Source organism: Rhodococcus sp. MS16 (assembly GCF_013277795.1).
GTDB classification, from domain to species: Bacteria; Actinomycetota; Actinomycetes; order Mycobacteriales; family Mycobacteriaceae; genus Rhodococcus_F; species Rhodococcus_F globerula.
In genome coordinates this window covers 659,892-681,336 of sequence record NZ_VBTM01000005.1, presented here as the reverse complement: position 1 = coordinate 681,336, position 21,445 = coordinate 659,892, and the positions used below count along the sequence as shown (strand labels likewise).

Here is a 21,445-nt window from a genome sequence, read left to right as displayed (position 1 = left end):
ATTACCAGCTTTGTTCGAAACATTTTCCTGCTCTGACATGTTCGTGATTGACATCACAAGCGCCGGGCACTACGTTCGAACTGACATCAGTTCAGTTTGTAGGCGGGGCGGCTCCCGATTCGGCAGCCGTCCCGCCCGGGACCAAGACGCGATGACATACCGCGCGCAGGGTCAGCTTCAGAACTGTCGACGCGAGAACATCTCTCACTGGAGTGCCAACGACATGTCGATCCGTCGACGCCCGACGGCATGCCCGAAAGGAAGCCATGAAGTCATTCGTCCGCACCCTGGTGGCGCTGAGCGCCGCCGCAGCCATGGTCGGCATCTCGGGATGTAGCGGTAGCGAACCCGCGTCCGCTGCCGTCGACGGCAGTTGGGAAGATGTGGTCGCTGCGGCAAACGAAGAGGGCAAGGTGATGCTCTACTCGAGCCAGAAGCCGGCCAACCTCGACGCGCTCAAGGCCGCATTCCACGCGGAGTATCCGCAAATCGAACTGGAATACGTCCGCGGCACCGATCCGGACATCAATCCCCGGGTCGAGACCGAACACAAGATCGGCAAGGGCACCGCCGACGTCCACATGCTCACCGACTCGGCATGGATTCAGAATGCCGCCAAGTCCGGTACCTATTCCGCCGAACTGGTCGGGCCAGCACTCGACGCCCCCGAATTCGATCCAGCGGCAAGCGTGCTCGACAACCGGTTCTTCCTCACCAGCGCGGCGGTCTTCTCGCTCGGCTGGAATACCGATGCGGTACCGAACGGCTTGACGACACCGCAGGACATCCTCAATCCGGCGTACCGGGGCAAGATCGGCATCGTCAACCCGGTGGGCATCGCCTCGTACGTCGACATGTACCGGCACTTCGCGAACACGTACGGCGAGGATTACTGGAACAAGCTTGCCGAGCTGCAGCCCCGCATCTACCCAAGCGCGCTCGGTGTGGCCCAGGCCCTGACGTCCGGCGAGATCGTCGTCAGCCCCTCGGTGCAGCCGTTGGTGACCGAAGTGAACTCCGGTGCGCCCGTCGACTGGGCGCTGCCGCAGCAGCCGTGGGGAACTCCGTGGTACGCCCACGCATTGAATACCGCGCCGCATCCGAATGCCGCCCAGGTGCTGGCCAACTTCCTGGTAACCGTCGGAGGTCAGACCGCCCTCAACGACGGATACGCTGCCGCACTGCCGAATATCCCCGGGGCTGTCGCCCGGGCACAGGACATCGCGCTGCCCAATCCCGAAAATTTGACGCCGGACAAGGTCGAGCAGTACTCCCAGCAGTGGCAGAAGCTCTTCCAGTAACACCGAAACATGGCTCCGCGGAACATAAGTGCCAATCAAAAAGTGGAAGGGCTGAACTTGAATTACCTCACAGATTCGATGCGGGGAACGAACGTTCTCGTCACGGGAGCATCCGGAGGCATTGGCGGAGCCTGCGCCGAACTGTTCGTCGCGCACGGCGCGACCGTGTACCTCACCGATGTCAACGACGACGCCGGTCGCGCATTCACTGCGACGTTGGGCGCAAACGCGTACTACCGTCATCTCGACGTGACGAGCGAAACTGACTGGGCCGAAGCAACAGCCGCGATGGCGGCGGCCGGCCACGACATCACGGTACTGGTCAACAGCGCCGGAGCTGCGATGAAGGCGACTCTGGCAGATACGACGCTCGACCAGTTTCGCCGGATGATCGACCTGAATCTCGTCGGTACTTTCCTCGGGCTGAAGGCCGCGGCCGCATCGATGGCGGATGGCGGGTCCGTCATCAATCTCGCGTCATTGCGTGGCGTGCTGGCAACGGCCGAGTTGGGTGCATACGGCGCAGCGAAATTCGGTGTCCGTGCCCTGACCAAGGTGGCAGCACTCGAGCTTGCCGACCGCGGTATCCGAGTCAACTCCGTCTGCCCCGGCAGCATCGAAACCGAAATCACGTCGGTATCGGACTTCGCAAACGACGACGTCGAGGCGTACGTACGGAGTATCCCGATGCAACGCCGTGGCGCGCCGGAAGAGGTTGCCAAGGTCATTCGCTTCCTCGCGGCCGACGACAGCAGCTACGTAACCGGAACGGATCTCCTCGTGGACGGCGGCCAGGCAGCCGGCGTCCGCACCCCCAAAATTTCGAACGAGAAAGTATAGAGATGGCATCACAATTCGCAGTTACAGGTCTCACGAAGACCTACGGATCGAACGTGGTGGTCGATCAACTCGATCTCGAAATCGAGCAGGGCGAGTTCCTTGTCCTGCTCGGTCCGAGTGGTTGCGGCAAGACCACGACGCTGCGGTGCCTGGCAGGATTGGAAACCCCTCAGGGCGGCTCGATCTCGTTCGGCGGAAGGCAGGTATTCGACGCCTCCACCAAAACCGATGTCCCCGCACACAAGCGGAACATCGGCATGGTGTTCCAGTCGTATGCGCTCTGGCCGCACATGACGGTCCGGGACAACATCCGATACCCGCTCAAGGTCCGCAAGCTCAGACAGGCCATCGCCGACGGTGCGGTGGAGAAGGCTGCCGAGATGGTCGATTGCGGCGCGCTGCTCGATCGGTACCCGTCGCAGCTCAGTGGTGGGCAGCAACAGCGAGTTGCTGTGGCCCGTGGCCTCGTTGCGCAACCGGATCTGGTCTTGTTCGACGAACCCCTGAGCAACTTGGACGCACGCCTTCGAGACCAGGTACGCTCCCAGATCCATCAGCTGCATCAAAGCCTCGGTTTCACCGCCGTTTTCGTCACGCACGATCAGGCCGAGGCTTTCGCTCTTGCCGATCGGATCGCAATCATGAAGTCCGGCAAGATCGAACAGTACGACGCGCCGGAACACGTGTTCGAGAATCCGGTGTCCGAGTACGTCGCCGCATTCATCGGCATGGGTAATCGGCTGGAACTGCGTCGCGGCCATGATGGTTGGATCACCAGCGCCAACGACGTCATCGATCTCAGCAACGCCGTCGTACGCGATCGGGCCGATGAAGGCAACGCCGCAGTGGCACGGTTCCGCCCGGACGACGTGCAGATGCACTCATCGATGGACGAGGTGCCGGCCGGAAACGTTGCACTGCACGCCGAACTGGTGACGTACGAGTACGCCGGACGACACTTCGACGTTTTGGTCAAGACCGGTAGCGAGGAACTGTCGTTGCGCGCCGGTGCCGCTAAGCACAGCGCCACGCTGCGCAGCAGTGCGCCCGGAATGCCGATGGTGATCAGTTTCTCGCCCTCGAGCCTGAGGGTGTACACGCATCCAGACGGAGCCGAAGCGGTGATTCCCGAGTTGGTCGCGCAGGGTGCAGGAGATCGATCCTGATGGCCACCGCAACCGCAACCGCAACCGCCACGGCCGGCGGATCCGTCAAGTCGTTCTCGATTTCACGGCAGTGGCAGGCGCGCATCGGCTACGCGATTCTGATCGCGGTTCTTGCGTATCTCGTAGTGCTGCCGATGATTCGGCTTCAGGTGCTTGCGTTCGAGGACGGTGCCGCGGGTTACCGTACTCAGTACGGACGGTACGACGTTGCCGAGGCCATCTGGACGACGATCGCCCTGGCATTCGGTTCGCTCGTGATTGCGATGGTCCTGGGTACCGTACTCGCCTTCGCGGCCAGTCGACTCCCGGAGAAGCTGGGTTGGCTTCGCATCGTCCCCATTCTCCCGATCGTCATGCCTGCTGTCGCGAACATCGTCGGCTGGGCCTTCCTGCTGTCGCCCGGTCCCGGTTACTTCAACGTGATTTTGCGAAAGCTTCCGTGGTGGAGTGGATCCGACACCGGACCCATCGACGTGTACACCGTTCCGTGGATCGTAATTCTCACAGGATTCGGCCTCACGTCGTTCGTCTACCTGTTCGTCAGCTCCGGCATGCAGAACATCAGTTCGGAACATCTCGAAGCCGCTCAGGTGAGCGGATCGTCGACGGTCGGAATCTTCTTCAAGATTGTTCTGCCGTTGCTGCGGCCTTCGCTGATCTACGGCGGCGGAATTGCGCTGCTGCTCGGTTTGGGGCAGTTCACGGGTCCGCTGCTGCTCGGACAGAATTCGGGGGTCAAGGTCCTGACCACGGAAATGTACCGCCGGGTGTCCGAGTCTCCTTCGGATTTCGCAGCCGCAGCAGCGGCCGGTTCACCACTGGTGATCTTCGGTTTGGTGCTCGTCCTGGTTCAGAAGGTCCTGTTGGGCAACCAAACTCGGTTTGTCACGCACGGAGGGAAGGCTTTTGCCTCGTCCACCGGGCGGGCCACCTGGGCGACGGCCACCGTGGTGATCTTTTCGATGTTCGCACTGGTCATTCCGCTGATTGGGCTGATCATCGTCTCGCTGACGCCGTACTGGTCCGGATCGCTGTCGTGGGGTCTACTGACCCTGGATAACTTCCGGGAACTGTGGTCGACCAATGCGATCACCGAATCTGTTGTTACCAGCGTACTTACCTCACTGGGTGCGGTGATCATCTGTATTCCGATCGGGTACGCGCTGGCCAACCTCCTGGTCCGCGGGCGCCGCTTCAAGATCCTGGCCTTGCTGGCCGATCTGATGACCGCCCTGCCCCTCGGCATCCCCGCGGTGATCTTCGGCGTCGGCTTCCTGCTGACGTACACTGAACCGCCGCTCATCCTGTACGGCACCCGCACGGTCATCATCCTGGTCTACATCGTTCTGATGTTGCCGTTCGCCACACGGATGCAGATGACAGCTATGCTCGCGCTCGGAAACACATACAACGAGGCTTCGGCCACCAGCGGTGCATCCCCCTTCGTTACGACGCTGCGAATCATGTTGCCGCTCATGCGTCCGACGATTCTCAGTGCCGTCGCGTTGATGTTCATTCTCCTGACGCACGAGTTCGCCGCCTCGCTGCTGGTGCGCGCTTCCACCACTCAGGTTATGGGAACGCTGCTGTTCGACATGTGGCAGAACGGTTCGTATCCGATGGTGGCCGCCATGGCGCTGCTGATGACCGCAGTGACCACGATCGGCGTCGCCATCGCCATGCTTGTCGGCGGTCGTAACGTCCTGAGCAAGCTGTGACAGAAAGAGAAGCTGAAACGATGTCGGTAGGCAATACGCGTTTGCACGAGAAGGTAGTACTGGTAACCGGAGCCACAGGCGGTATCGGCGTCGATATCGTCGGCCGACTCGTGGCCGAAGGTGCTGCGGTGATCGTCACCGACATCAGTGGTGACGCGTGCGCCGAACTGGTCGCGAAGCAGGATCAGCCCGATGGACATCAGGCGCTCGCTCTCGACATCGCTCGAGAAGAGCAATGGCAGAGCGTCATCGAGGCCGTCGCCGAGCGGTATTCGCGACTCGACGCCGTGGTGAACAACGGTGCAATCGGTAGTCTGGCTTCCGTTGTCGACGAAGACCTCGATCGGTACAACAAAGTCATCGAGGTCAGTCAGACGGGAACCTGGCTCGGCATGAAGTATGCCGGGGCCTACATCGAAAGCACCGGTGGCGGTTCGGTCGTCAACATCTGCTCGATCCTCGGCACGGTCGGCGGACTGGGTAACAGCTTCGCCTACGCGGCCGCCAAGGGTGCGGTCCGCACGATGACAAAGAACGCCGCATTGCATTGGGCTACAAAAGGTGTGCGCGTGAATTCGGTGCATCCTGGATTTATCGAGACCCAGCAACTGCTGCAGCGCTACGAGGGTAGTGAGCGGCATCAGGCAATGATTGCGAATACGCCGATGGGCCGACTCGGCACGGGCTCAGAAGTTGCTGCCGCCGTTGCTTTCCTGGCGGGCGACGACTCGACGTTCATCACCGGCACCGAGCTTTATGTCGACGGCGGTTGGACCTGCGCCTGAGACCTGCGACAAACGGGGTGGATCTCTTCAGTTCGAACTGAAGAGATCCACCCCGTTCTTGTTCTGCACGGACAACTGCCCACGGTCGACGAGCACGTCGAGGTGGGCAAGCGTCTCGCACGTGGCTACCATCTGGTTGAACGTATCGAGAGAATCGAAGCCGCGTTCGCGCCGGGTCCAGGTCAGCACCTGCGCCACTTGCAGACCTGAGGCCTCGCGCAGTTCGACTACCGCAGAAGCGGTCTGATCTAGCCGATAATCGTGGTGCGCCAACAACTCCCGGCACCGCGCGTGCAGACTGGCACCTGTGTCGCCGTGCGCCGGCATCATGATGCGGTCCCGGTCGTCGAGCATCATCTCCAGCGAGCGGAGGTATGCTCCGAGTGGCAGTTCCCAGTCGCCGAGCTCGAATCCGATCGACGGCGTGATCGTCGGCAGTACGTGGTCTCCGGTGAAAGAAATGCCGCGGTCGAGGTCATGAAAAACCATGTGCCCCTTGGTGTGTCCGGGAGTGTGTACCGCGGAGAAACGATGGCCCGGAATATCGAGGGCGCCGGGGGAGAGCCAGTGATCGGGAGCCTCCCAGTCCGAGGGCTCGAACGGTTCGTCGACCGAGTCCCGATAGACCTGCTCGGCGATTGTCACCGCGCCGGATCGGTGCAGCTGAAGGATTGAGCTCTCCGGAACATTGTTGCCCAGCTTGGCGATTGCGGCAATCCCGGGAGATTCTGCTGCGCCGAGGTGGATTCGCGAACCATGCCGTCGACGCAGCTCAACGGCAAACGTGTAGTGGTCACGGTGGACATGCGTGACATAGATGTCGTGAATCTCCGCCGGGCTACGACCGATCAGCGCCAGGGCGTCGGACAGCTCGGCGTGCGTGCTGTTCCGATGCCAACCGCCGTCGACCAGCGCCAGTCCGCGCGTGGTCTCGAGCGCGTAGACGTTGATTGCACGCAGGCCGTCCTGCGGCATCTGCAATGGGATCCGGAAAACACCGTCGGCGACGCGATAGCAACCGGGCCGATCCCAAGAATCGGTCATTCTCCGCTGTCGACGAGTGGCACCATGGTCTTTTCGTCGCCGTACCACATCATCCGGCGGCCACCCATGGTGCCGACGTGATCAACGGCGGCCTGCCATTGTGGACTCGCCAGCGCGGCTTCGAGTGCCTCCCGCGATTCGAAACTCAAGACGGACAAGCCATCCCACCCCTCCGACTTGCTGCCGAAGGCTTCGAGCAATTCGGTGTGCTGCCATCGCAGCAGACCGGGAAGGGGATAGGTGACGTCCGCGTGTTCGCCGCGCCACCATGTGATGAACTGCTCATGGGTCCAGTCGGCGGGCCGGGATGCGACGAGAACGAGATTGTACATGTCAACTCCTAATTGAATTCACTTTGGTTTCGATGGGCAGGCCGAACGGCTACTCACCGCGCTCGGAGCGACCTACGCGCGCACCATCCGCAGAGCCGCATCGGTGACTCGCTCGGCGATCTCGGTCAGGCTGAGTTTGCCGTCCGGCCGGTACCAACGCCAAACACTGATCACGAGGGCCAAGACGAGTCGGCCCATCAAGCGAGGATCGGAATCGGCGAAGACGCCTTCCTTGATTCCGCTCGCGATCAGATCCGTCCACTGCTGCTCAATTTCTTGGACGAGTTCGCGTGACTTGAGACGCTCGGCTTCTTCGTTCGCGGACTGGCGCTCAGTGGCCAGGAGATCCATATGATTTTGCAGGATCCGACGCTGCAGCGCGTCGCGCGGCGAGGCTGCGAGCGAGGCCATCACGGCGGTACGCAACGCTTCCTCCGGCGGAGATACACCCTCGGTAGCGTCGACGAACCGCTCGAGCGAGTCGGCAAGCTCCAGCCGCATGATAGTGAGCAAGCAGTGTGCCTTGGACTCGAAATAGTGATAGAGCGCAGTCTGGCCGATACCGACCTCGTCCGCTATCGACGCCCATTTGGTGTGCTCGTATCCAACCTTGCCGAATTGATCGACGGCGACAGAAAGGATGAGCGTCCGCTTCGACCGCGGGCCTTCGCGGCGCGCCTGGGCATCTGTAGTCATGAAGGTCCTCTATGGTACGAAAACTGTTAGTTCGTCAAACCTTACCCGGCTTGAGGTGAATTCGGATCAGTTTGCGTGGCCAAACCGGACGCGATCCGCACCGCATCGAGCCGCGACAACTTTCCTACACGATTTTGTGGAAGGTCATCGACGGAGAAGAGGTACTCAGGCCACTTGAACTTCGGGAAGCCTTTTTCGCCGAGTTGAGTAGTCGCCTCCGCCAGCGTCAGCGGCGCACCACCCGTGACGACGAGGGCCGCCGCCCGTTCGCCCAGAAGGTCGTCCGGCACCGGCACCACGCAAACCTGAACCACTGCGGGCAACGACGCGATCGCAGATTCCATTTCGTTGATGTCGATATTGCGGCCGCCGCGGATGATGATTTGTTTCTGGCGTCCCATGACGCAGATCGATCCGTCTTCACCGACTTCGACCAGATCGCCCGTCGGCAGGAAGCCGTCCGCGGTGAGCTCGGGCAGTACCGGAGCACCGCCGCGCGCATAACCGACGAACAGTGACGGTCCCTTCACCTGGGCGTCACCGATCTCGCCTGCGGTGAGCAGCGCCCCGGCGGTGTCGACCGCTCGAACGACGGTGCCGGGGAACGGACGTCCGTCCCGCCCCAGTCGGACGGCCGGCGGATCGTCCAGACGTGGGGTCGTGTGGCCCAGGCATTCGGACATGCCGAATACTCGAAGAAAGGTGGTACCCAGGACGGTTTCGGCGTTCCCGAGTGTGCGCTCGTTCATCGGACCGCCACCAACCGTCAGGGCGCGCATCGCCGAGAGCTTACCGTCAGCCCTTTCGGTAACCGAGAGCTGCAGGGCCATGGTCGGTACCAGCATCGTCCAGGCGACCCGGTGCTTCGCCATTGCCTCCAGTGCTACCGCAGGCGACCACTTGGCGATCGAAACCATCTGTCCGCCAAGGTAAGCAGGCAGATACATCCCGAAACAGAAAGCTGCGACGGACGACAGCGGCACAAAAGCGCCGACCGCCTCACCCTGTTGCAATCCGACAGTATCGATGGTGCTCCGGCACGCGTAGCGGATTGCCTCCTCGGACTGGACGACACACTTCGGGCGACCGGTCGAACCGGAGGTCATCGCGATCGCGGTGCCGCCGCGCCAGCGCTCAACCGAGGCGAAATCCCCCTGCCGAGACCGGAGCACTCGCGTTCCGAAAGCGGCTACCGAACCGGCAAACTGGTCGTCCTTGATGCCCCAGCGGGTCAGTGCGTCGGCATCGGCCACCACGAGATCCGGGTCGATGTCGTCGATCGCCATCTCGAACTCGGATTCGGTGGCGTGTGGACTGAAGACCGCCACTACGCCGCCGCGAAGTCCGATCGCGAGGGCGGTAGCCACCGTCTGCCACGTATTGTCGGCCTGAATGAGCGCAGTCGGCGCCCCGCCGTCGAGCGAAGCGATGGTATCGGCCAGCGAGCGAGCCGCCTCGACGATCGAACCGATTGTGTGAGAACCTAACTCGTCGATCACCGCAATCTCGGCCGGATTGCCTTCCGCCCGGACGAGCATCTCCTGTGCCAGCAACTTCACTGCGGCGTCCCTCTTCCGTCTTCGAGTTCGATTGTGTGTTGGATGTTTACAGCGATGAAGGGGCTGTGGGAACCAGTACGGCGCGGCCGGACAGATCGCCTGAACGCAGGCGATCGTATGCCTTCAGTGCGCTGTCGAACGGGAACGTGGTCACCTCGGCATGCAGCTTTCCTGCACCGGCGAGTTCGACCACCTGACGCAGGTCCTCGATGGTGCCCCAGAACGGCGCCCGAACTTGCCAGCCGTTGACCAAACCAAGGCTTTTGCCGACAGTCAGTTGCCCGCCCGCACTTCCCACGACGACAACTCGGCCGCCGGGAGCGAGAAGCGCCGGAGCGGGTTCGACCGTCGCCTGAGCCCCGACAAAGTCGAAGACCACGTCGGCACCGCCGAGGCTCGCCACAGCCTCTGCCGCTTCTGCGAGCGTCGCAAAACACGCGCGTGCTCCCGATTCGAGCGCGAGAGCGTGTGTCTGGGTTCTTGTCTCGACGGCGATGATGTCTGTGACGCCGAAAGAGCGCAGGATCTGCACCGCCAGATGGCCGAGACCGCCGATTCCTATCACCAAAGCCACAGTGTCCGAGTCGATGAGGTCGCTGTTGGTCCGGATCGCATGATATGCGGTCAGGCCGGCGTCGGCGAGCGGAGCGGCCTGCTCGGGGCTCAGTGAACCGACGCGAACGAGAACCGCTTCCGAGGGCACCAGCAGGTATTCCGCCAGCCCGCCCGGATGGCCCAACCCGTTTCCGATCGGGCTGAGTCGGCCGTCCCCACGCGGGACTTTCTCCAAGCAGTAGTTCTCGCGCTCGCGCCGGCAATTGCGGCACCGGCCACATGGCCAAACACCATGAATGACAACATTTTCACCGATCCACGCGTGATCGGCCAGCGGTCCCGCACCGACGACGGTACCGGCAACCTCATGGCCGAGTGTGAGCGGCAACGGGTAATCGAAACGTCCGGCGGGCGAATCCATGACGTGCAGATCCGAGCGGCACAGACCAGCGGCGCCGACTTTGATCAACAGTTGCCCCTCAGCGGGCTCGGGTACGGGGATCTCACGCACCTGCGGAGGCTGACCCCACGCCGTCAGCTGGACTGCCAACATCAGCGCGCCGTCCAACCACCGTCGACAACCAGCGCCTGGCCGGTCATGTACGAGGAGGCATCCGAGGCCAGGAACAGCACTGCGCCGTTTATCTCACCTTCGACCCCGCCGCGGCCGAGCATGGTGTTCTTACGCACCCACCCCGCCGATTTGTCATTGCTGAACAGTCCGTCGGTCATCTCCGTATCGAACCACCCAGGCACGACGGAGTTCACGCGGATCCCCCTGCGTCCCCACTGACCGGCCAATTCCCGGGTCAAGCCGAGTGCTCCGGCCTTGGAGGCCGCATAGCTCGCGCCACCGATCGGGGCCGTGGACACCAGCCCGATCACCGAGGAGATGTTGATGTACGACGCGCGTTCGTTCTCCGGAAGTCGGGTCGAGGCGTAGGTCGCCAGGTGAAATCCGGATACCAGATTGAGCTCGAGTACCGAATTGAATCCCGCGATGGTTTCGTCCTCGGCGTTCGGCGGTCCCGGCATGCCGGCATTGTTGACGAGTACGTCCAGCCGTCCGGACTGTTCGTAACACCCGTCGATCAGGGCGCGCCGATCAGCGTCGTCAGTGATGTCGCAACGAACCGGAACAATTCCCGGTACCTCGGCTGCCAAGTCCTGCAGGCGGTCGAGCCGGCGGGCCGCGGCGTACACCGTGGCCCCGGCACTGGCCAGTGTGCGCGCAAACCCCATTCCGAGACCAGACGACGCACCCGTCACGATCGCTACCCGTCCGGCCAGTCCGAACATCTCGGTCAGCATCTGTCCACCTTCGAATCCATTGTCTGTCATGGCTTTACTGCGATATCAGGACATCGCAGCGTCAGTACACGGCGGTTCGGCCGCCGTCGACCGGGATGAGCGCGCCGGTCGTGTAGCCGGCGGCATCCGAGGCCAGGTGCGTCACCAGACCGGCGATCTCCTCCGGCCGGCCCAGTCGCCCGGCAGGCAGACGGTCCACGATCTTTCCGATGAACTCGTCGTCCCAGTTCTCGGCCATGTCGGTGGCGAAACCACCTGGCATCACACAGTTGACCCGCACCGTCGGTGCATACTCCTGAGCAAACGCCCGGGTGAGCGCATTGAGGCCGTTCTTGGCCGCAGCGTACATCGCTTCCGGCGGGCTCGGGCGCTCCGCACCGATACTGGAGATGTTGATGATCGAGCCGCCGCCGGCCGCCCGCATCCGGTCTCCCGCCACGGCCATCAGCCGGAAAGGTCCCTTGACGTTGACCTCGATAGTCTTGTCCCACAGTCCTTCCGAGACGGAGAGTAAGTTGTCGGCCAGCGGTGCGATGCCGGCATTGTTGACCACGATGTCGAGGCTGCCGAATTCGGCAATGATCTGGTCGACGGCGGGCTCGATACTGTCCCAGTGCCCGACGTGCAGAGCGAACGGGTGAGCGGTTCCCGGGCCGGTGTCACCGAGCGACGCCACCGCTTCGCGGCAGGACTCGAGCTTTCGGCTGGACACGATCACGGTCGCGCCCGCGTCCCGGAGTCCGCGCGCGATGGCCAGTCCCAAACCGCGACTCGCGCCGGTCACGAGCGCGACCTTACCGGTCAATTCTGGTGTACTCATTTGTGCTTCTTCACCTCGAGGCGGGCAATGGTGCGCAGATGAACCTCGCTGGGTCCGTCTGCAATCTGCAGGGCGCGGGTAATCGCATACAGCCGAGCCAGGATCGTGTCGTTGCTGACTCCGGCGGCGCCGTAGGTCTGCACCGCGCGGTCGACAACCTTGTGCGCAACTTCCATTGCTGCCACCTTGATGGCGGCCACTTCCGAGCGCGCAGACGCGTTGCCCTGGGTATCCATCAACCAAGCCGACTTGAGTACGAGCAACCTGATTTGGTCGATCTCGATGCGGCTGCGGGCAATCCATTCACGCACTACGCCGCGGTCGGCAAGGGGGCCTCCGAACGCTTCCCTTTCGAGCGCGCGCTTACACATCATGTCCAGTGCCCGTTCTGCCATACCGACTGCGCGCATCGCGTAGTGCATCCGGCCGGGGCCCAGGCGTCCCTGTGCGATGGCGAATCCGTCGCCCTCGGCGCCGAGCATGTTTGCAGCCGGTACCCGAACATCGGTGAATTGAACTTCGCCGTGGCCGAGTCGGTCTTGGAAGCCGAACATCGGCAGGTCCCGAATGACCTCAACGCCGGGCGCGTCGGCCGGTACCAGGATCATGCTCTGCTGTCGGTAGGTCGGGCCTTCGGGATCCGACTTGCCCATGAAGATCATGAGCTTGCAGTCAGGATCGAGGATGCCGGAGGTGTACCACTTACGGCCGTTGAGCACGTATTCGTCACCATCACGTTGGATAGTCGATCGAATGTTTGTCGCATCCGAACTTGCCACGGCCGGTTCGGTCATCGCAAAAGCCGAACGAATACTGCAGTCCAGCAACGGCTTCAACCACTGCGCCTTCTGTTCGTTCGTGCCGAACATGGCGAGGATCTCCATGTTTCCGGTATCGGGAGCCGAGCAGTTGATCGTCTCGTTACCGATGATGGAGCGGCCGACGATCTCAGCCAGCGGAGCGTATTCGAGATTGGTGAGCCCGGCACCGAGTCCGTCGTGCGTCATGAACAGATTCCACAGACCCAATTCGCGTGCCTTCGCCTGCAGATCGCGCATGATCTGGGGCTGTTCGTGCGGGTTGTCGTTGGCAGCGACCTGGGCGTCGTACACCGATTCCGCCGGATAGACGTAATCGGCCATGAAAGATTCGAGCTTGCCGAGCAGTTCCTCGGTCCGCGGGGAATAGGCGAAATCCACGGTAGGTCTCCTTAGGTGATTATCAGCGACGCAAAAGACCAGCGGCCTAGAAGATCTAGGGACGCAGGAGAGCGGTACCGGTCTCGATCAACCGGTTGATGGTGTCGGGCAGCTTCTCCTGATCCGGATCATGATGGCGACCCTCGCGGTGCCGACGCAGGTTGTGGCCCATGATCGCCGCCATCTTCAATCGGCCGAGTGCGTCGAACCAGTTGAGTTCGGGGAGTGCGGGACCCGCTCCGGTGTACAGCGCGACCAACTCTTCGGCGCTCGGCAGTCCGGTGACTTCCCGACCGACACCGGGGAAGTTCGAACCGTCGGCGAATACCAGGAACCAGCCCAGTTCGACTCGTGGATCTCCGGCAGACCAGATTTCCCAGTCGATGAGTGCAACTGGCTCCAGTCCGTCGGAGATGATGTTGCCGAGACGGTAATCACCGTGCACCAGTGTGGGTTCGATAGGTTCGGGAATGTCGGAGCGCAACAGTTCCAACAGACGATCGGCGCCGACAACCAATTCCGGTGGCACTGCGCCCAGCGTCTTGGCCCAGCGCTCGAGCTCGTCTGCCGGTGTCAGGGGATCTGCGAGCCCTGCAATGGTGGCCAGGTCCACCTCATGCAGTCGCGGTAGGACTGCAGCGGCACGACGCATTCGATTGGCAGCGAGCACCGGATCGACGGCCGGGTCGTCGAGCACGGGCTCGAGTGACTCGCCTGCAACAAATTCCATGGCAAACCACGCTGGCTCGATCTCGTCGACGACAACTACGCGCGGCACCGGAACTTCGGTGCCGGCCAGCGCCTGCAGAATATGCGCCTGTCGCAGCATGTCGTGCCTGCCGATGGATCGCTGGCCTTCCGGCACCGCCTTGATCACCACGTCACCGGTCGAGGTGGTGGCGCGGTACGTCAGTCCGGAGTGTCCACCGAGTAGCGGCTGGAAGTCGGTTAACGTCGCGCCGCAGTCCGCCAGTAGTTTGGCGGCGACCCGTTCTTGCAGAGACGAACTGGTCACGGTCGCGGCTCCCTTGGTAGACCGAGCACGCGCTCGGAGATGATGTTGTGCTGAATCTCGTCGGTGCCGCCCGCAATTCGGTATCCGGGGGCGCCGAGTGCGTGTTCGGACCACGCGAACGTTCCCCATCGACCGGAATCGGCGGTAAGTTCACGGCCGAGCAGCAAACGGGCAACTTCAGACGTTCTGGCCATGGTGTCGGTAGCCAACAACTTTCCGAGTGAGGCTTCAGGACCCGGCTCGTTGCCGGCAAGCATCGCCCCGGCCACCCGCATATTGCTCACGCGCTGTAGATAGCTCCTGGCGACCAGGTCGGCCACCTTGTCCTTCTCGATTTCGGTCAGCTCGCGTTCGAGGTTCTGTGCGAGTGCAATTGCCTGATCTGCGTTGGCCAGACCCAGATTTCCGCCGTCCAGACGTTCGGCCGCCAGCACGGTAAGAGCAACCTGCCAACCCTTGCCGACCGGACCGAGTCGATACGTGTCTTCGAGTTCGACGCCGTCGAGGTACACCTCGTTGAACGAGCTGCCGCCGGTCATCTGCCGGATCGGGCGTATGGTCACGCCAGGTGCGTTCATCGGGACCAGGAACATGGTGAGCCCGGCATGTTTCGCGACGGTGGCGTCGGTACGGCACACCGCAACTCCGTAGTCCGCCACCAGCGCGCCGGAGGTCCACACCTTGTGCCCGTCGAGAGTCCACGTGCCGGCTTCGCTGCGCACCGCCTTGGTGCGGACGGCAGCCAGGTCCGATCCGGCCTCGGTCTCGGAGAACAGTTGGCAGGCAATGATGTCCGTGCGAAGCATCGCGCGCACGTAGCGTTCCTTCTGCTCGTCGGTGCCCCACTGCTCGATGGTCGGCGCGATCAATTGCTGTGTAACCGAGAACATCTCGGTCCGCCGCGGCACGTCGAACGATTCCTCAGCCCGGCGGAAAGCTAACACGTATGACAGCGGCAGGCTGCGACCGCCGCGTTCGGGCGGCCAACTCAGTGCTCCCCAGCCGGCATCGAACTTCGCCTGTTCGTAGCGCGAGATTTCGTCGGTGTGCTCGCGCTCTTGCTCGGCGGTCCAATTCTCGAATACCGCCACCGAATCCGAACCAACGCCCCACACCGATTCGGTGCGAGGTGCGGCGACGCCACGCAACCAGGCGATGGCTTCCTCGGTGAACGCGTCGAGACCTGGAATCGTTTGTGGTGTCACTGATCTGCCCTCAGTCGTCTTCGCAAACTCATACGGACAATACGGTGCAGGCACTGATGCCCGGTGCGCCGTATACGTGGGTGAACCCGATCCGGGGAGTACCGGGAACCTGACGGGCACCCGCCTCACCACGAAGTTGGGTGACTATCTCGTGCACCTGCCGCAGGCCCGACGCACCGATCGGCTCACCGTTGGCGATGCATCCACCGTCGGTGTTGATCGGAATGCGGCCGCCAATCTCTGTCTCGCCGGCCGCAATCATCGATTCCTGTTCGCCGGGTTCACAGAAGCCGCACTCGGCCATGTGCATAATTTCGGCACCGCTCTCGGTGTCCTGCAGCTGAGCCACGTCGACTTCGCCGGGGGAGATGCCTGCCTGCTCGAAGGCTGCCCGCGCGGCGTCCGCACTGACACTGGTCGGTTCACCGTTGCCTTGCACGGCCGGGCTGAAAACCTCGAAGGAGCCGAACCTTCGGGTGCGATGGGTGATTGCCCGAAGTGTGACCGCTCGCGCGGCGAGCGCTTTGGTTGCGCTCTCGCTGGCAACCACGATCGCGGCGGCGCCTTCTCCGGGTGAGCAGAACATGTAACGGGTGAGCGGGTCGTTGACCATGTCGGCTGTCGCGATGGTCTCGGCGGACATCGCCTCCCGGCGCCAGGCGTTCGGATTGAGAACGCCGTTTCGATAAGCCTTCTCGGCCACGCGGGCCAGGGTGTCGGCCGAGATGTTGTGCTGGCGCATATAGCGCGAGATCTTGGCTCCGAAGAATTGTGTGGTGACCATCAGACCGGCCTCGCCGTATCCGTCCGGCAGGCCCCATTCTTCCGGTCGGGGATCGAATGCCCCCCGTGGGTGCTTGTCGAAGCCGACCGCCAGTGCGATCTCGGCTGCACCCGAGCGAACTGCATTGACCGCCGAGAAGAGTGCGCTACCGCCGGTTGCGCAACCGTTCTTGACGTTGGTGAAAGGTATTCCGGTGAAACCGAGTTCGGCCACCAAGGTGTCGGCCAGCCCGGATCCGTCACTGCCGCCGAAGGCGACCTGGACGTCGGGCCATGAAAGTCCGGCATCATCGAGCGCAGCGCCGATCGCGGTGACGGCCATGGCACGCCCACTCACTCCCGGTTGCCGGCCGAACTTCGAGAGCCCGGCTCCGACGATCGAAATAGGCTGCGTCACTTGGTTGCTCCTTGCTTCGCGTCACGATCGACGGCGAACCGGGGCACCGGTGAGGTGGCGACCAACGTCACCGGTGCCTGATCCAGTCCGTCGAAGTCTTCACAGTCGATTATTGCCTCGACCTTGATTCCTTCGGGGAGTTCGATGTAACCGACCGCGAAAGGAGTGAACCCTCCGGCGGGCGGTACATACGGCGGCGATTTCGGAGGAAAACGTTGAATCGTGTACGCCCACAGCACACCTCGGGTACTCAAATCGAGAGGTGCCGCCGTTGGCGTTGCGCACTTGCTGCACATGACGCCGGCCGGAAAGGCCACCGTGGCGCACACCGTGCACCGGCTGCCTTCGAGCACGATTGCTGTCTTCTCTGCCATGCCTATCCCTTCAGGTCTCGGGGTGAATCAGATCAGCGGCCGACCCACACCGGATCACGCTTCTCGAGGAATGCGGTGACGCCTTCCTTGCCGTCTTCCGACTGCAGTGCGTTGCCGACGGCCAAGTGCTCCATGACCATGAGCGACTGGATGTCGGCGTCGAGGCCCTTGTCGATGCACATCTTGGTGAGCTTCATCATGAACGGGCTCTTGTCGGTCAGAGTCGCGGCGAAGTCTGCCACGGTCTGATCGAGCTGATCGGCCGGTGCCGAAGCATTGATCAGGTCGAATGCAGCGGCCTCGGTGCCCGAGAGCAGCTTGCCGGTGAGCATGAGCTCCTTGGTCTTGCGAACCCCGATCATGCGGGGAAGGCGGTAGATCGGGCCGGCGCCACCGAAGAGTGCGCGACGGATGTGGAAGTCGCCGATCTTGGCGTCATCCGATGCGATCGCGAAGTCGCACGAGATCATCAGTTCGAAACCACCTGCGGTGACGTAGCCTTCGAGGACTGCGATCGAGGGTGTGTTCATCGAGTAGAGACGGTCGCAGACCTTGGCCGAAAGCACGGCGACGTCCATCGCTGTGGTGCTGCCGATGAAGTCGGAGAGCAGCTCGTCCAGGTCGAAACCTGAGCAGAACGTGTTGTTGACGCCACGTAGCACCAGAACCTTGAGGTTCGGATCGTTGTCGACCTCGACAATGATCTCGTCGAGGCGGTGCAGCAGTTCAACGGTGACCGCGTTCTTCTTGTGCGGGCGGTTGAGCCAAACCCGTGCGATGTCTCCGTCTTTCTCCAACAGGATGTGGTCGGTCTCGATCATCATGAGCCTTTCGTGTGGATGTAAATTGAACTGGATTCACTTCAGTATGCAGATCGGGTGACGTTGCGTCAATACCCGGCGTCGGTGGCATTTTCCGAACAGTCAAATACCGATCAGTTCTGCGATGCGTGCGCGATGAGAGCGCGAATCGCCCTGTACTGCTTCGTTTCCCAATGCGCGACGGAAATAGGAGTGTGCCGGGTGTTCCCACGTGAAGCCGACGCCGCCATGCAATTGCACGGCCTCGGCCGCGGCGTCGATGGCCGCGTCGGTGCAGACGGCGCCGGCCACCGCGATCGCCAATCGGGCAGTGTCCGGGGCCTCGTCGTATACGGCTGCGGCATATCTGCTTGCCGATCGAGCGCGCTCGAGCAGCACGAGTACGTCGGCCAGTCGGTGCTTGACGGCTTGAAACGAGCCGATCGGGCGCCCGAATTGGTGTCGGGTTTTCACGTATTCGACGGTCATCTCGAGCAGGGCGTCGACAATTCCGGTGTTCTCGAAAGCGATTGCGAGCGTCCGTAAATCATGAACCCGAGTACAGACCCGGGCATAATCGTCGGCACCGACCACGGGAACTGCCGGCACTTCCGCTACGGTCAGGTCGGCCTGTCTGCGGGTGGGGTCGACGACTTCGCGCTCGCGCCAGTGCACCTGACCGGCTGTCTTAATTGCGAATATCTGCCGTCCGGCGGCGGTGTCGGCGGAGACGATGACGATGTCGGCAGCAGCACCACCTACGACGGCCGAGACCTCACCGCTGAGCAGCCAGGAGGATTCACTTTCGACACCGCTGAGTCGATCGGTCGCGGCAGTCAGTGGACTGACGCTTGCCACCGAGGATCCCTCGAGGACGTTGACCAGTAGTTCGTCAACGGGATACGTGGCCGCCAATAGTGCCTGGGCGCCCAGGACCGCCGAGGAAAACACGGGCTCACAGGCCAGACTCCGACCGCACTCTTCGAGAATGATGCCGAGTTCGACCATGCCGTAACCCAGCCCGCCGCGATCTTCTGGCGCAGCGAGCGAAGTGACCGACATATTCTCGATCAATTGCCGCCAGAGGTCCGGCGAGTATCCCTCGGCCGTGTGCGAAGCCGACCGAGCCTGCTCTACGCCGCCGTGTTTTCCGAGCAGCGCTCGAATCGCATCACGAAGCTCCAACTGTTCGGGGCCAGGATTGAGAGCAGCGGGCTCGGAGAGTGGCCAGGGGGGCTCTACCTGGGAAGTAGACGATTTCATATCACTCCACTTGACTTGAGTTCAGTTTGGTTATGGATCGAGACTAGCGCGTCAAGGCCTCGACAAGAAGGGGTGAACCGAACTAAGTTCATCTCATGAGCTCAGTGATCGAAACCTATTACGCGACCGTGGACAGCGGTCGACTCGAAGATGCTGTGGCCTTGTTGGCCGAGAACGTGGAGTTCGCCATGGTCTTGCCCACCGGGGCGAACTACGGGAGTGGTCGTGCGTCAATGCTCGACTACCTGTCGGGTCGCCCTCCGGTGGATCGCAAACACAAGGTGCTGCGCGTTGCAGCCGAAGGAGATCTGCATTTCCTGCATGGGTCGGTGACTGAAAACGGGACCAAGACCACGGGCTATTTCGTCGGTGTCATGCACGTCGATTCCGCCGGTCTCGTCGATCGCTATCAGGTGACCTTCGACGCTGAGTTCAGTTTGATTCCCCCCGATTCGTCCGCCGAAGGAGTTCGCTGATGAGCGAGACCAACCAGACGCCAGTGCTCATCCAGTGGTTCGAGTACATGGATTCCGACGATCCGGACCGCGTGCTGACGATGATCAGCAAAGACTTCGTGATGTCCGTTCAGTTCTCGAAGGGTGATGGTCAGTCTGCCGAGTTCGTCGGCGATCGCGACGGTCTCGTCGCCTACCTGGCGCAACGCGAGAAGAGTGTTCTGATCCACCACATCGACGCCGGGGCATTCGTCGACGGTGTCGAGTTGTCACTCGGGCGCACCACTCGAGGCGGCGATTTCGAGGCTTCGTTCAACGCCACTGCGCAGCTCGACAGCGAGGGCAAGGTGCGGCGCCTACTGATCGCCCGCACCCCCGAACTGTCCTTCTCCTGATTCCAGCTCCATCCAGGCCGACCTCGGGTACAGCGCAGCCTTGCCGCGCTACCCGGGGACGCCGTAATTCTCCCGCGCTCTCGCACTCCTCCGCGATCTCTATCGCAGGCGCGCGCCGCCAATGCGGCCGGCGACTCTCACTCTTGTCCGGCCGAAACAACTGAGCCGTCATGACCAAAAGGAATCCCTGTGAGTGAACAAGCATTTATCTACGAGGCCATTCGCACGCCGAGAGGCAAGCTGCGAAAAGGCTCATTGAACAGTGTCAAGCCCGTCGACCTTGTAGTCGGGCTGATCCAGGAACTCGGAACCCGTTTTACCGCAATGGATCCCGCAGAAATCGACGACGTAGTACTGGGCGTCGTCTCCCCGGTGGGCGAGCAGGGTGCAGTCATCGCGCGCACCGCGGCCCTGCTCGCGGGATTGCCGGATTCGGTGCCAGGCACGCAGGTCAATCGCTTCTGTGCGTCAGGTCTCGAGGCCACAAACCTGGCGGCGCAGAAAGTTGCATCCGGCTGGGACGACCTGGTGATCGCCGGCGGCGTCGAGTCGATGTCGCGTGTCCCGATGGGTAGCGACGGCGGCGCCATCTTCACCGACCCGGCGACCGCATACGACCTGTACATCGCCCCGCAGGGGATCGGCGCCGACCTCATCGCCACGGTCGAAGGATTCACCCGCGAGGACATCGACGGTTACGCCGCACAGTCACAGGGGCGCGCGGAAAATGCTTGGAATGCAGGCTATTTCTCCAAATCCGTGGTTCCGGTGCGGGACTTCAACGGGGTCGTCCTGCTCGATCACGACGAGCATCGCCGTCCGGGAAGCACCGTCGAGAGTCTGGGCAAGCTCACACCGGCGTTCGAAAAACTTGCGGCTACAACCGGTTTCGACGAGGTTGCGCTGCAGAAGTACGTCAACATAGAAAAGATCAACCACATCCACACCGGCGGTAACTCTTCGGGCATCGTCGACGGTGCCGCACTGGTACTCGTCGGCAGCGAAGCCGCGGGTAAGCGCGGCGGCCTGACGCCGCGCGGCCGCGTCGTGGCCACCGCCCAAACCGGTAGTGAACCGACGATCATGCTGACCGGACCTACTTCCGCCACCGAACTCGCTCTGAAGCGGGCCGGACTGACCGTGGACGACATCGACGTCTTCGAACTCAACGAGGCCTTTGCCTCCGTGGTCATGAAGTGGATGAAGGATCTGAAGATCCCGCACGAGAAGACCAACGTCAACGGCGGGGCCATCGCGATGGGCCACCCACTCGGCGCTACCGGAGCCATGCTGGTCGGCACCGTGCTCGACGAACTCGAACGTACCGGCGGACGCTACGGCCTGATCACGCTGTGCATCGGCGGCGGCATGGGTATAGCCACCGTCATCGAACGCGTCTGAGTCTGCACCCCGGTCCGCTCCTCCCTCTGTT

Annotated in this window: 22 protein-coding genes; 8 read left to right on the top strand and 14 right to left on the bottom strand. The window is 62.4% G+C overall.

All coding sequences use genetic code 11. The features are described 5' to 3' along the window. Positions 1 to 266 precede the first annotated feature (266 nt). The 5 genes from FEZ60_RS15920 (at position 267) to FEZ60_RS15900 (ending at position 5,810) form a co-directional block, all read left to right on the top strand. Positions 267 to 1,301 (top strand): ABC transporter substrate-binding protein, encoded by a 1,035-nt coding sequence (locus FEZ60_RS15920; RefSeq protein WP_172936471.1) that lies wholly within the window; start codon positions 267 to 269, stop codon positions 1,299 to 1,301. A 78-nt stretch (positions 1,302 to 1,379) separates the two neighbouring features. Beyond that, positions 1,380 to 2,141, top strand: coding sequence for an SDR family NAD(P)-dependent oxidoreductase (locus FEZ60_RS15915; RefSeq protein WP_045066634.1), 762 nt, complete (start codon positions 1,380 to 1,382; stop codon positions 2,139 to 2,141). Between the two features lie 2 nt (positions 2,142 to 2,143). Further along, positions 2,144 to 3,307, top strand: coding sequence for an ABC transporter ATP-binding protein (locus tag FEZ60_RS15910; protein WP_045064313.1), 1,164 nt, complete (start codon positions 2,144 to 2,146; stop codon positions 3,305 to 3,307). Further along, a complete protein-coding gene (locus FEZ60_RS15905; RefSeq protein WP_045064311.1) occupies positions 3,307 to 5,025 on the top strand; it encodes an ABC transporter permease subunit in 1,719 nt (572 codons plus the stop codon). Before FEZ60_RS15910 ends, FEZ60_RS15905 begins: the two co-directional genes overlap by 1 nt. A gap of 20 nt (positions 5,026 to 5,045) precedes the next feature. Continuing rightward, on the top strand, positions 5,046 to 5,810 hold the full coding sequence (locus tag FEZ60_RS15900) for an SDR family oxidoreductase (protein WP_045064309.1): 765 nt from the start codon (positions 5,046 to 5,048) through the stop codon (positions 5,808 to 5,810). A 27-nt stretch (positions 5,811 to 5,837) separates the two neighbouring features. Here FEZ60_RS15900 and FEZ60_RS15895 read toward each other — a convergent pair whose 3' ends face one another. The 14 genes from FEZ60_RS15895 to FEZ60_RS15830 form a co-directional block, all read right to left on the bottom strand. Continuing rightward, positions 5,838 to 6,854 (bottom strand): MBL fold metallo-hydrolase, encoded by a 1,017-nt coding sequence (locus FEZ60_RS15895; protein ID WP_045064308.1) that lies wholly within the window; start codon positions 6,852 to 6,854, stop codon positions 5,838 to 5,840. Next, positions 6,851 to 7,186, bottom strand: a complete 336-nt coding sequence (locus tag FEZ60_RS15890) for an EthD family reductase (RefSeq protein ID WP_045064307.1) — start codon at positions 7,184 to 7,186, stop codon at positions 6,851 to 6,853. Before FEZ60_RS15890 ends, FEZ60_RS15895 begins: the two co-directional genes overlap by 4 nt. Before the next feature lie 72 nt (positions 7,187 to 7,258). Continuing rightward, complete coding sequence (locus FEZ60_RS15885; protein WP_045064306.1) at positions 7,259 to 7,882, bottom strand: TetR/AcrR family transcriptional regulator; 624 nt, start codon at positions 7,880 to 7,882, stop codon at positions 7,259 to 7,261. Between the two features lie 41 nt (positions 7,883 to 7,923). After that, complete coding sequence (locus tag FEZ60_RS15880) at positions 7,924 to 9,441, bottom strand: AMP-binding protein (protein WP_172936470.1); 1,518 nt, start codon at positions 9,439 to 9,441, stop codon at positions 7,924 to 7,926. A gap of 46 nt (positions 9,442 to 9,487) precedes the next feature. After that, the gene (locus FEZ60_RS15875) at positions 9,488 to 10,549 is read right to left on the bottom strand and encodes an NAD(P)-dependent alcohol dehydrogenase (protein ID WP_172936469.1); all 1,062 of its coding nucleotides are present in this window, start codon (positions 10,547 to 10,549) and stop codon (positions 9,488 to 9,490) included. After that, positions 10,549 to 11,337: an SDR family oxidoreductase gene (locus FEZ60_RS15870; RefSeq protein ID WP_021333770.1), complete on the bottom strand. Its 789-nt coding sequence runs from the start codon at positions 11,335 to 11,337 to the stop codon at positions 10,549 to 10,551. The genes FEZ60_RS15875 and FEZ60_RS15870 overlap by 1 nt, the downstream gene beginning before the upstream one ends. A gap of 31 nt (positions 11,338 to 11,368) precedes the next feature. Continuing rightward, complete coding sequence (locus FEZ60_RS15865; protein ID WP_070387101.1) at positions 11,369 to 12,127, bottom strand: glucose 1-dehydrogenase; 759 nt, start codon at positions 12,125 to 12,127, stop codon at positions 11,369 to 11,371. Then, a complete protein-coding gene (locus FEZ60_RS15860; protein ID WP_172936468.1) occupies positions 12,124 to 13,326 on the bottom strand; it encodes an acyl-CoA dehydrogenase family protein in 1,203 nt (400 codons plus the stop codon). The genes FEZ60_RS15865 and FEZ60_RS15860 overlap by 4 nt, the downstream gene beginning before the upstream one ends. A 55-nt stretch (positions 13,327 to 13,381) precedes the next feature. Beyond that, on the bottom strand, positions 13,382 to 14,326 hold the full coding sequence (locus tag FEZ60_RS15855) for a phosphotransferase family protein (protein WP_202022486.1): 945 nt from the start codon (positions 14,324 to 14,326) through the stop codon (positions 13,382 to 13,384). Positions 14,327 to 14,337: 11 nt separating this feature from the next. Further along, positions 14,338 to 15,546, bottom strand: a complete 1,209-nt coding sequence (locus FEZ60_RS15850) for an acyl-CoA dehydrogenase family protein (RefSeq protein WP_021333774.1) — start codon at positions 15,544 to 15,546, stop codon at positions 14,338 to 14,340. Positions 15,547 to 15,574: 28 nt separating this feature from the next. Beyond that, the gene (locus FEZ60_RS15845) at positions 15,575 to 16,726 is read right to left on the bottom strand and encodes a thiolase family protein (RefSeq protein ID WP_045064296.1); all 1,152 of its coding nucleotides are present in this window, start codon (positions 16,724 to 16,726) and stop codon (positions 15,575 to 15,577) included. After that, positions 16,723 to 17,100 carry an OB-fold domain-containing protein gene (locus FEZ60_RS15840; protein WP_045064295.1) on the bottom strand — a complete coding sequence of 126 codons (378 nt, stop codon included), beginning with the start codon at positions 17,098 to 17,100 and terminating at the stop codon, positions 16,723 to 16,725. Before FEZ60_RS15840 ends, FEZ60_RS15845 begins: the two co-directional genes overlap by 4 nt. Positions 17,101 to 17,132: 32 nt before the next feature. Further along, positions 17,133 to 17,921, bottom strand: coding sequence for an enoyl-CoA hydratase/isomerase family protein (locus tag FEZ60_RS15835; protein WP_031331690.1), 789 nt, complete (start codon positions 17,919 to 17,921; stop codon positions 17,133 to 17,135). Between the two features lie 102 nt (positions 17,922 to 18,023). Continuing rightward, entirely contained in the window at positions 18,024 to 19,163 is a 1,140-nt protein-coding gene (locus FEZ60_RS15830; protein ID WP_172936467.1) for an acyl-CoA dehydrogenase family protein, read from the bottom strand. A 95-nt stretch (positions 19,164 to 19,258) separates the two neighbouring features. On the opposite strand from FEZ60_RS15830, the gene FEZ60_RS15825 reads away from it, so the two are divergent. The 3 genes from FEZ60_RS15825 to FEZ60_RS15815 all read left to right on the top strand — a co-directional run bounded on the left by FEZ60_RS15825 (position 19,259) and on the right by FEZ60_RS15815 (position 21,414). Next, a complete protein-coding gene (locus FEZ60_RS15825) occupies positions 19,259 to 19,639 on the top strand; it encodes a nuclear transport factor 2 family protein (RefSeq protein WP_045064290.1) in 381 nt (126 codons plus the stop codon). Beyond that, on the top strand, positions 19,639 to 20,013 hold the full coding sequence (locus FEZ60_RS15820) for a hypothetical protein (protein WP_021333780.1): 375 nt from the start codon (positions 19,639 to 19,641) through the stop codon (positions 20,011 to 20,013). The genes FEZ60_RS15825 and FEZ60_RS15820 overlap by 1 nt, the downstream gene beginning before the upstream one ends. Positions 20,014 to 20,202: 189 nt before the next feature. Beyond that, positions 20,203 to 21,414 (top strand): acetyl-CoA C-acetyltransferase, encoded by a 1,212-nt coding sequence (locus FEZ60_RS15815; RefSeq protein WP_116104743.1) that lies wholly within the window; start codon positions 20,203 to 20,205, stop codon positions 21,412 to 21,414. The last annotated feature ends 31 nt before the right edge of the window (positions 21,415 to 21,445 follow it).

Coding starts and splice junctions, on each gene's coding strand:
- FEZ60_RS15920 (WP_172936471.1), top strand. CDS start 267: ATGAAGTCATTCGTCCGCACCCTGGTGGCGCTGAGCGCCGCCGCAGCC.
- FEZ60_RS15915 (WP_045066634.1), top strand. CDS start 1,380: ATGCGGGGAACGAACGTTCTCGTCACGGGAGCATCCGGAGGCATTGGC.
- FEZ60_RS15910 (WP_045064313.1), top strand. CDS start 2,144: ATGGCATCACAATTCGCAGTTACAGGTCTCACGAAGACCTACGGATCG.
- FEZ60_RS15905 (WP_045064311.1), top strand. CDS start 3,307: ATGGCCACCGCAACCGCAACCGCAACCGCCACGGCCGGCGGATCCGTC.
- FEZ60_RS15900 (WP_045064309.1), top strand. CDS start 5,046: ATGTCGGTAGGCAATACGCGTTTGCACGAGAAGGTAGTACTGGTAACC.
- FEZ60_RS15895 (WP_045064308.1), bottom strand. CDS start 6,854: ATGACCGATTCTTGGGATCGGCCCGGTTGCTATCGCGTCGCCGACGGT.
- FEZ60_RS15890 (WP_045064307.1), bottom strand. CDS start 7,186: ATGTACAATCTCGTTCTCGTCGCATCCCGGCCCGCCGACTGGACCCAT.
- FEZ60_RS15885 (WP_045064306.1), bottom strand. CDS start 7,882: ATGACTACAGATGCCCAGGCGCGCCGCGAAGGCCCGCGGTCGAAGCGG.
- FEZ60_RS15875 (WP_172936469.1), bottom strand. CDS start 10,549: ATGTTGGCAGTCCAGCTGACGGCGTGGGGTCAGCCTCCGCAGGTGCGT.
- FEZ60_RS15870 (WP_021333770.1), bottom strand. CDS start 11,337: ATGACAGACAATGGATTCGAAGGTGGACAGATGCTGACCGAGATGTTC.
- FEZ60_RS15865 (WP_070387101.1), bottom strand. CDS start 12,127: ATGAGTACACCAGAATTGACCGGTAAGGTCGCGCTCGTGACCGGCGCG.
- FEZ60_RS15840 (WP_045064295.1), bottom strand. CDS start 17,100: ATGGCAGAGAAGACAGCAATCGTGCTCGAAGGCAGCCGGTGCACGGTG.
- FEZ60_RS15835 (WP_031331690.1), bottom strand. CDS start 17,921: ATGATCGAGACCGACCACATCCTGTTGGAGAAAGACGGAGACATCGCA.
- FEZ60_RS15830 (WP_172936467.1), bottom strand. CDS start 19,163: ATGAAATCGTCTACTTCCCAGGTAGAGCCCCCCTGGCCACTCTCCGAG.
- FEZ60_RS15825 (WP_045064290.1), top strand. CDS start 19,259: ATGAGCTCAGTGATCGAAACCTATTACGCGACCGTGGACAGCGGTCGA.
- FEZ60_RS15820 (WP_021333780.1), top strand. CDS start 19,639: ATGAGCGAGACCAACCAGACGCCAGTGCTCATCCAGTGGTTCGAGTAC.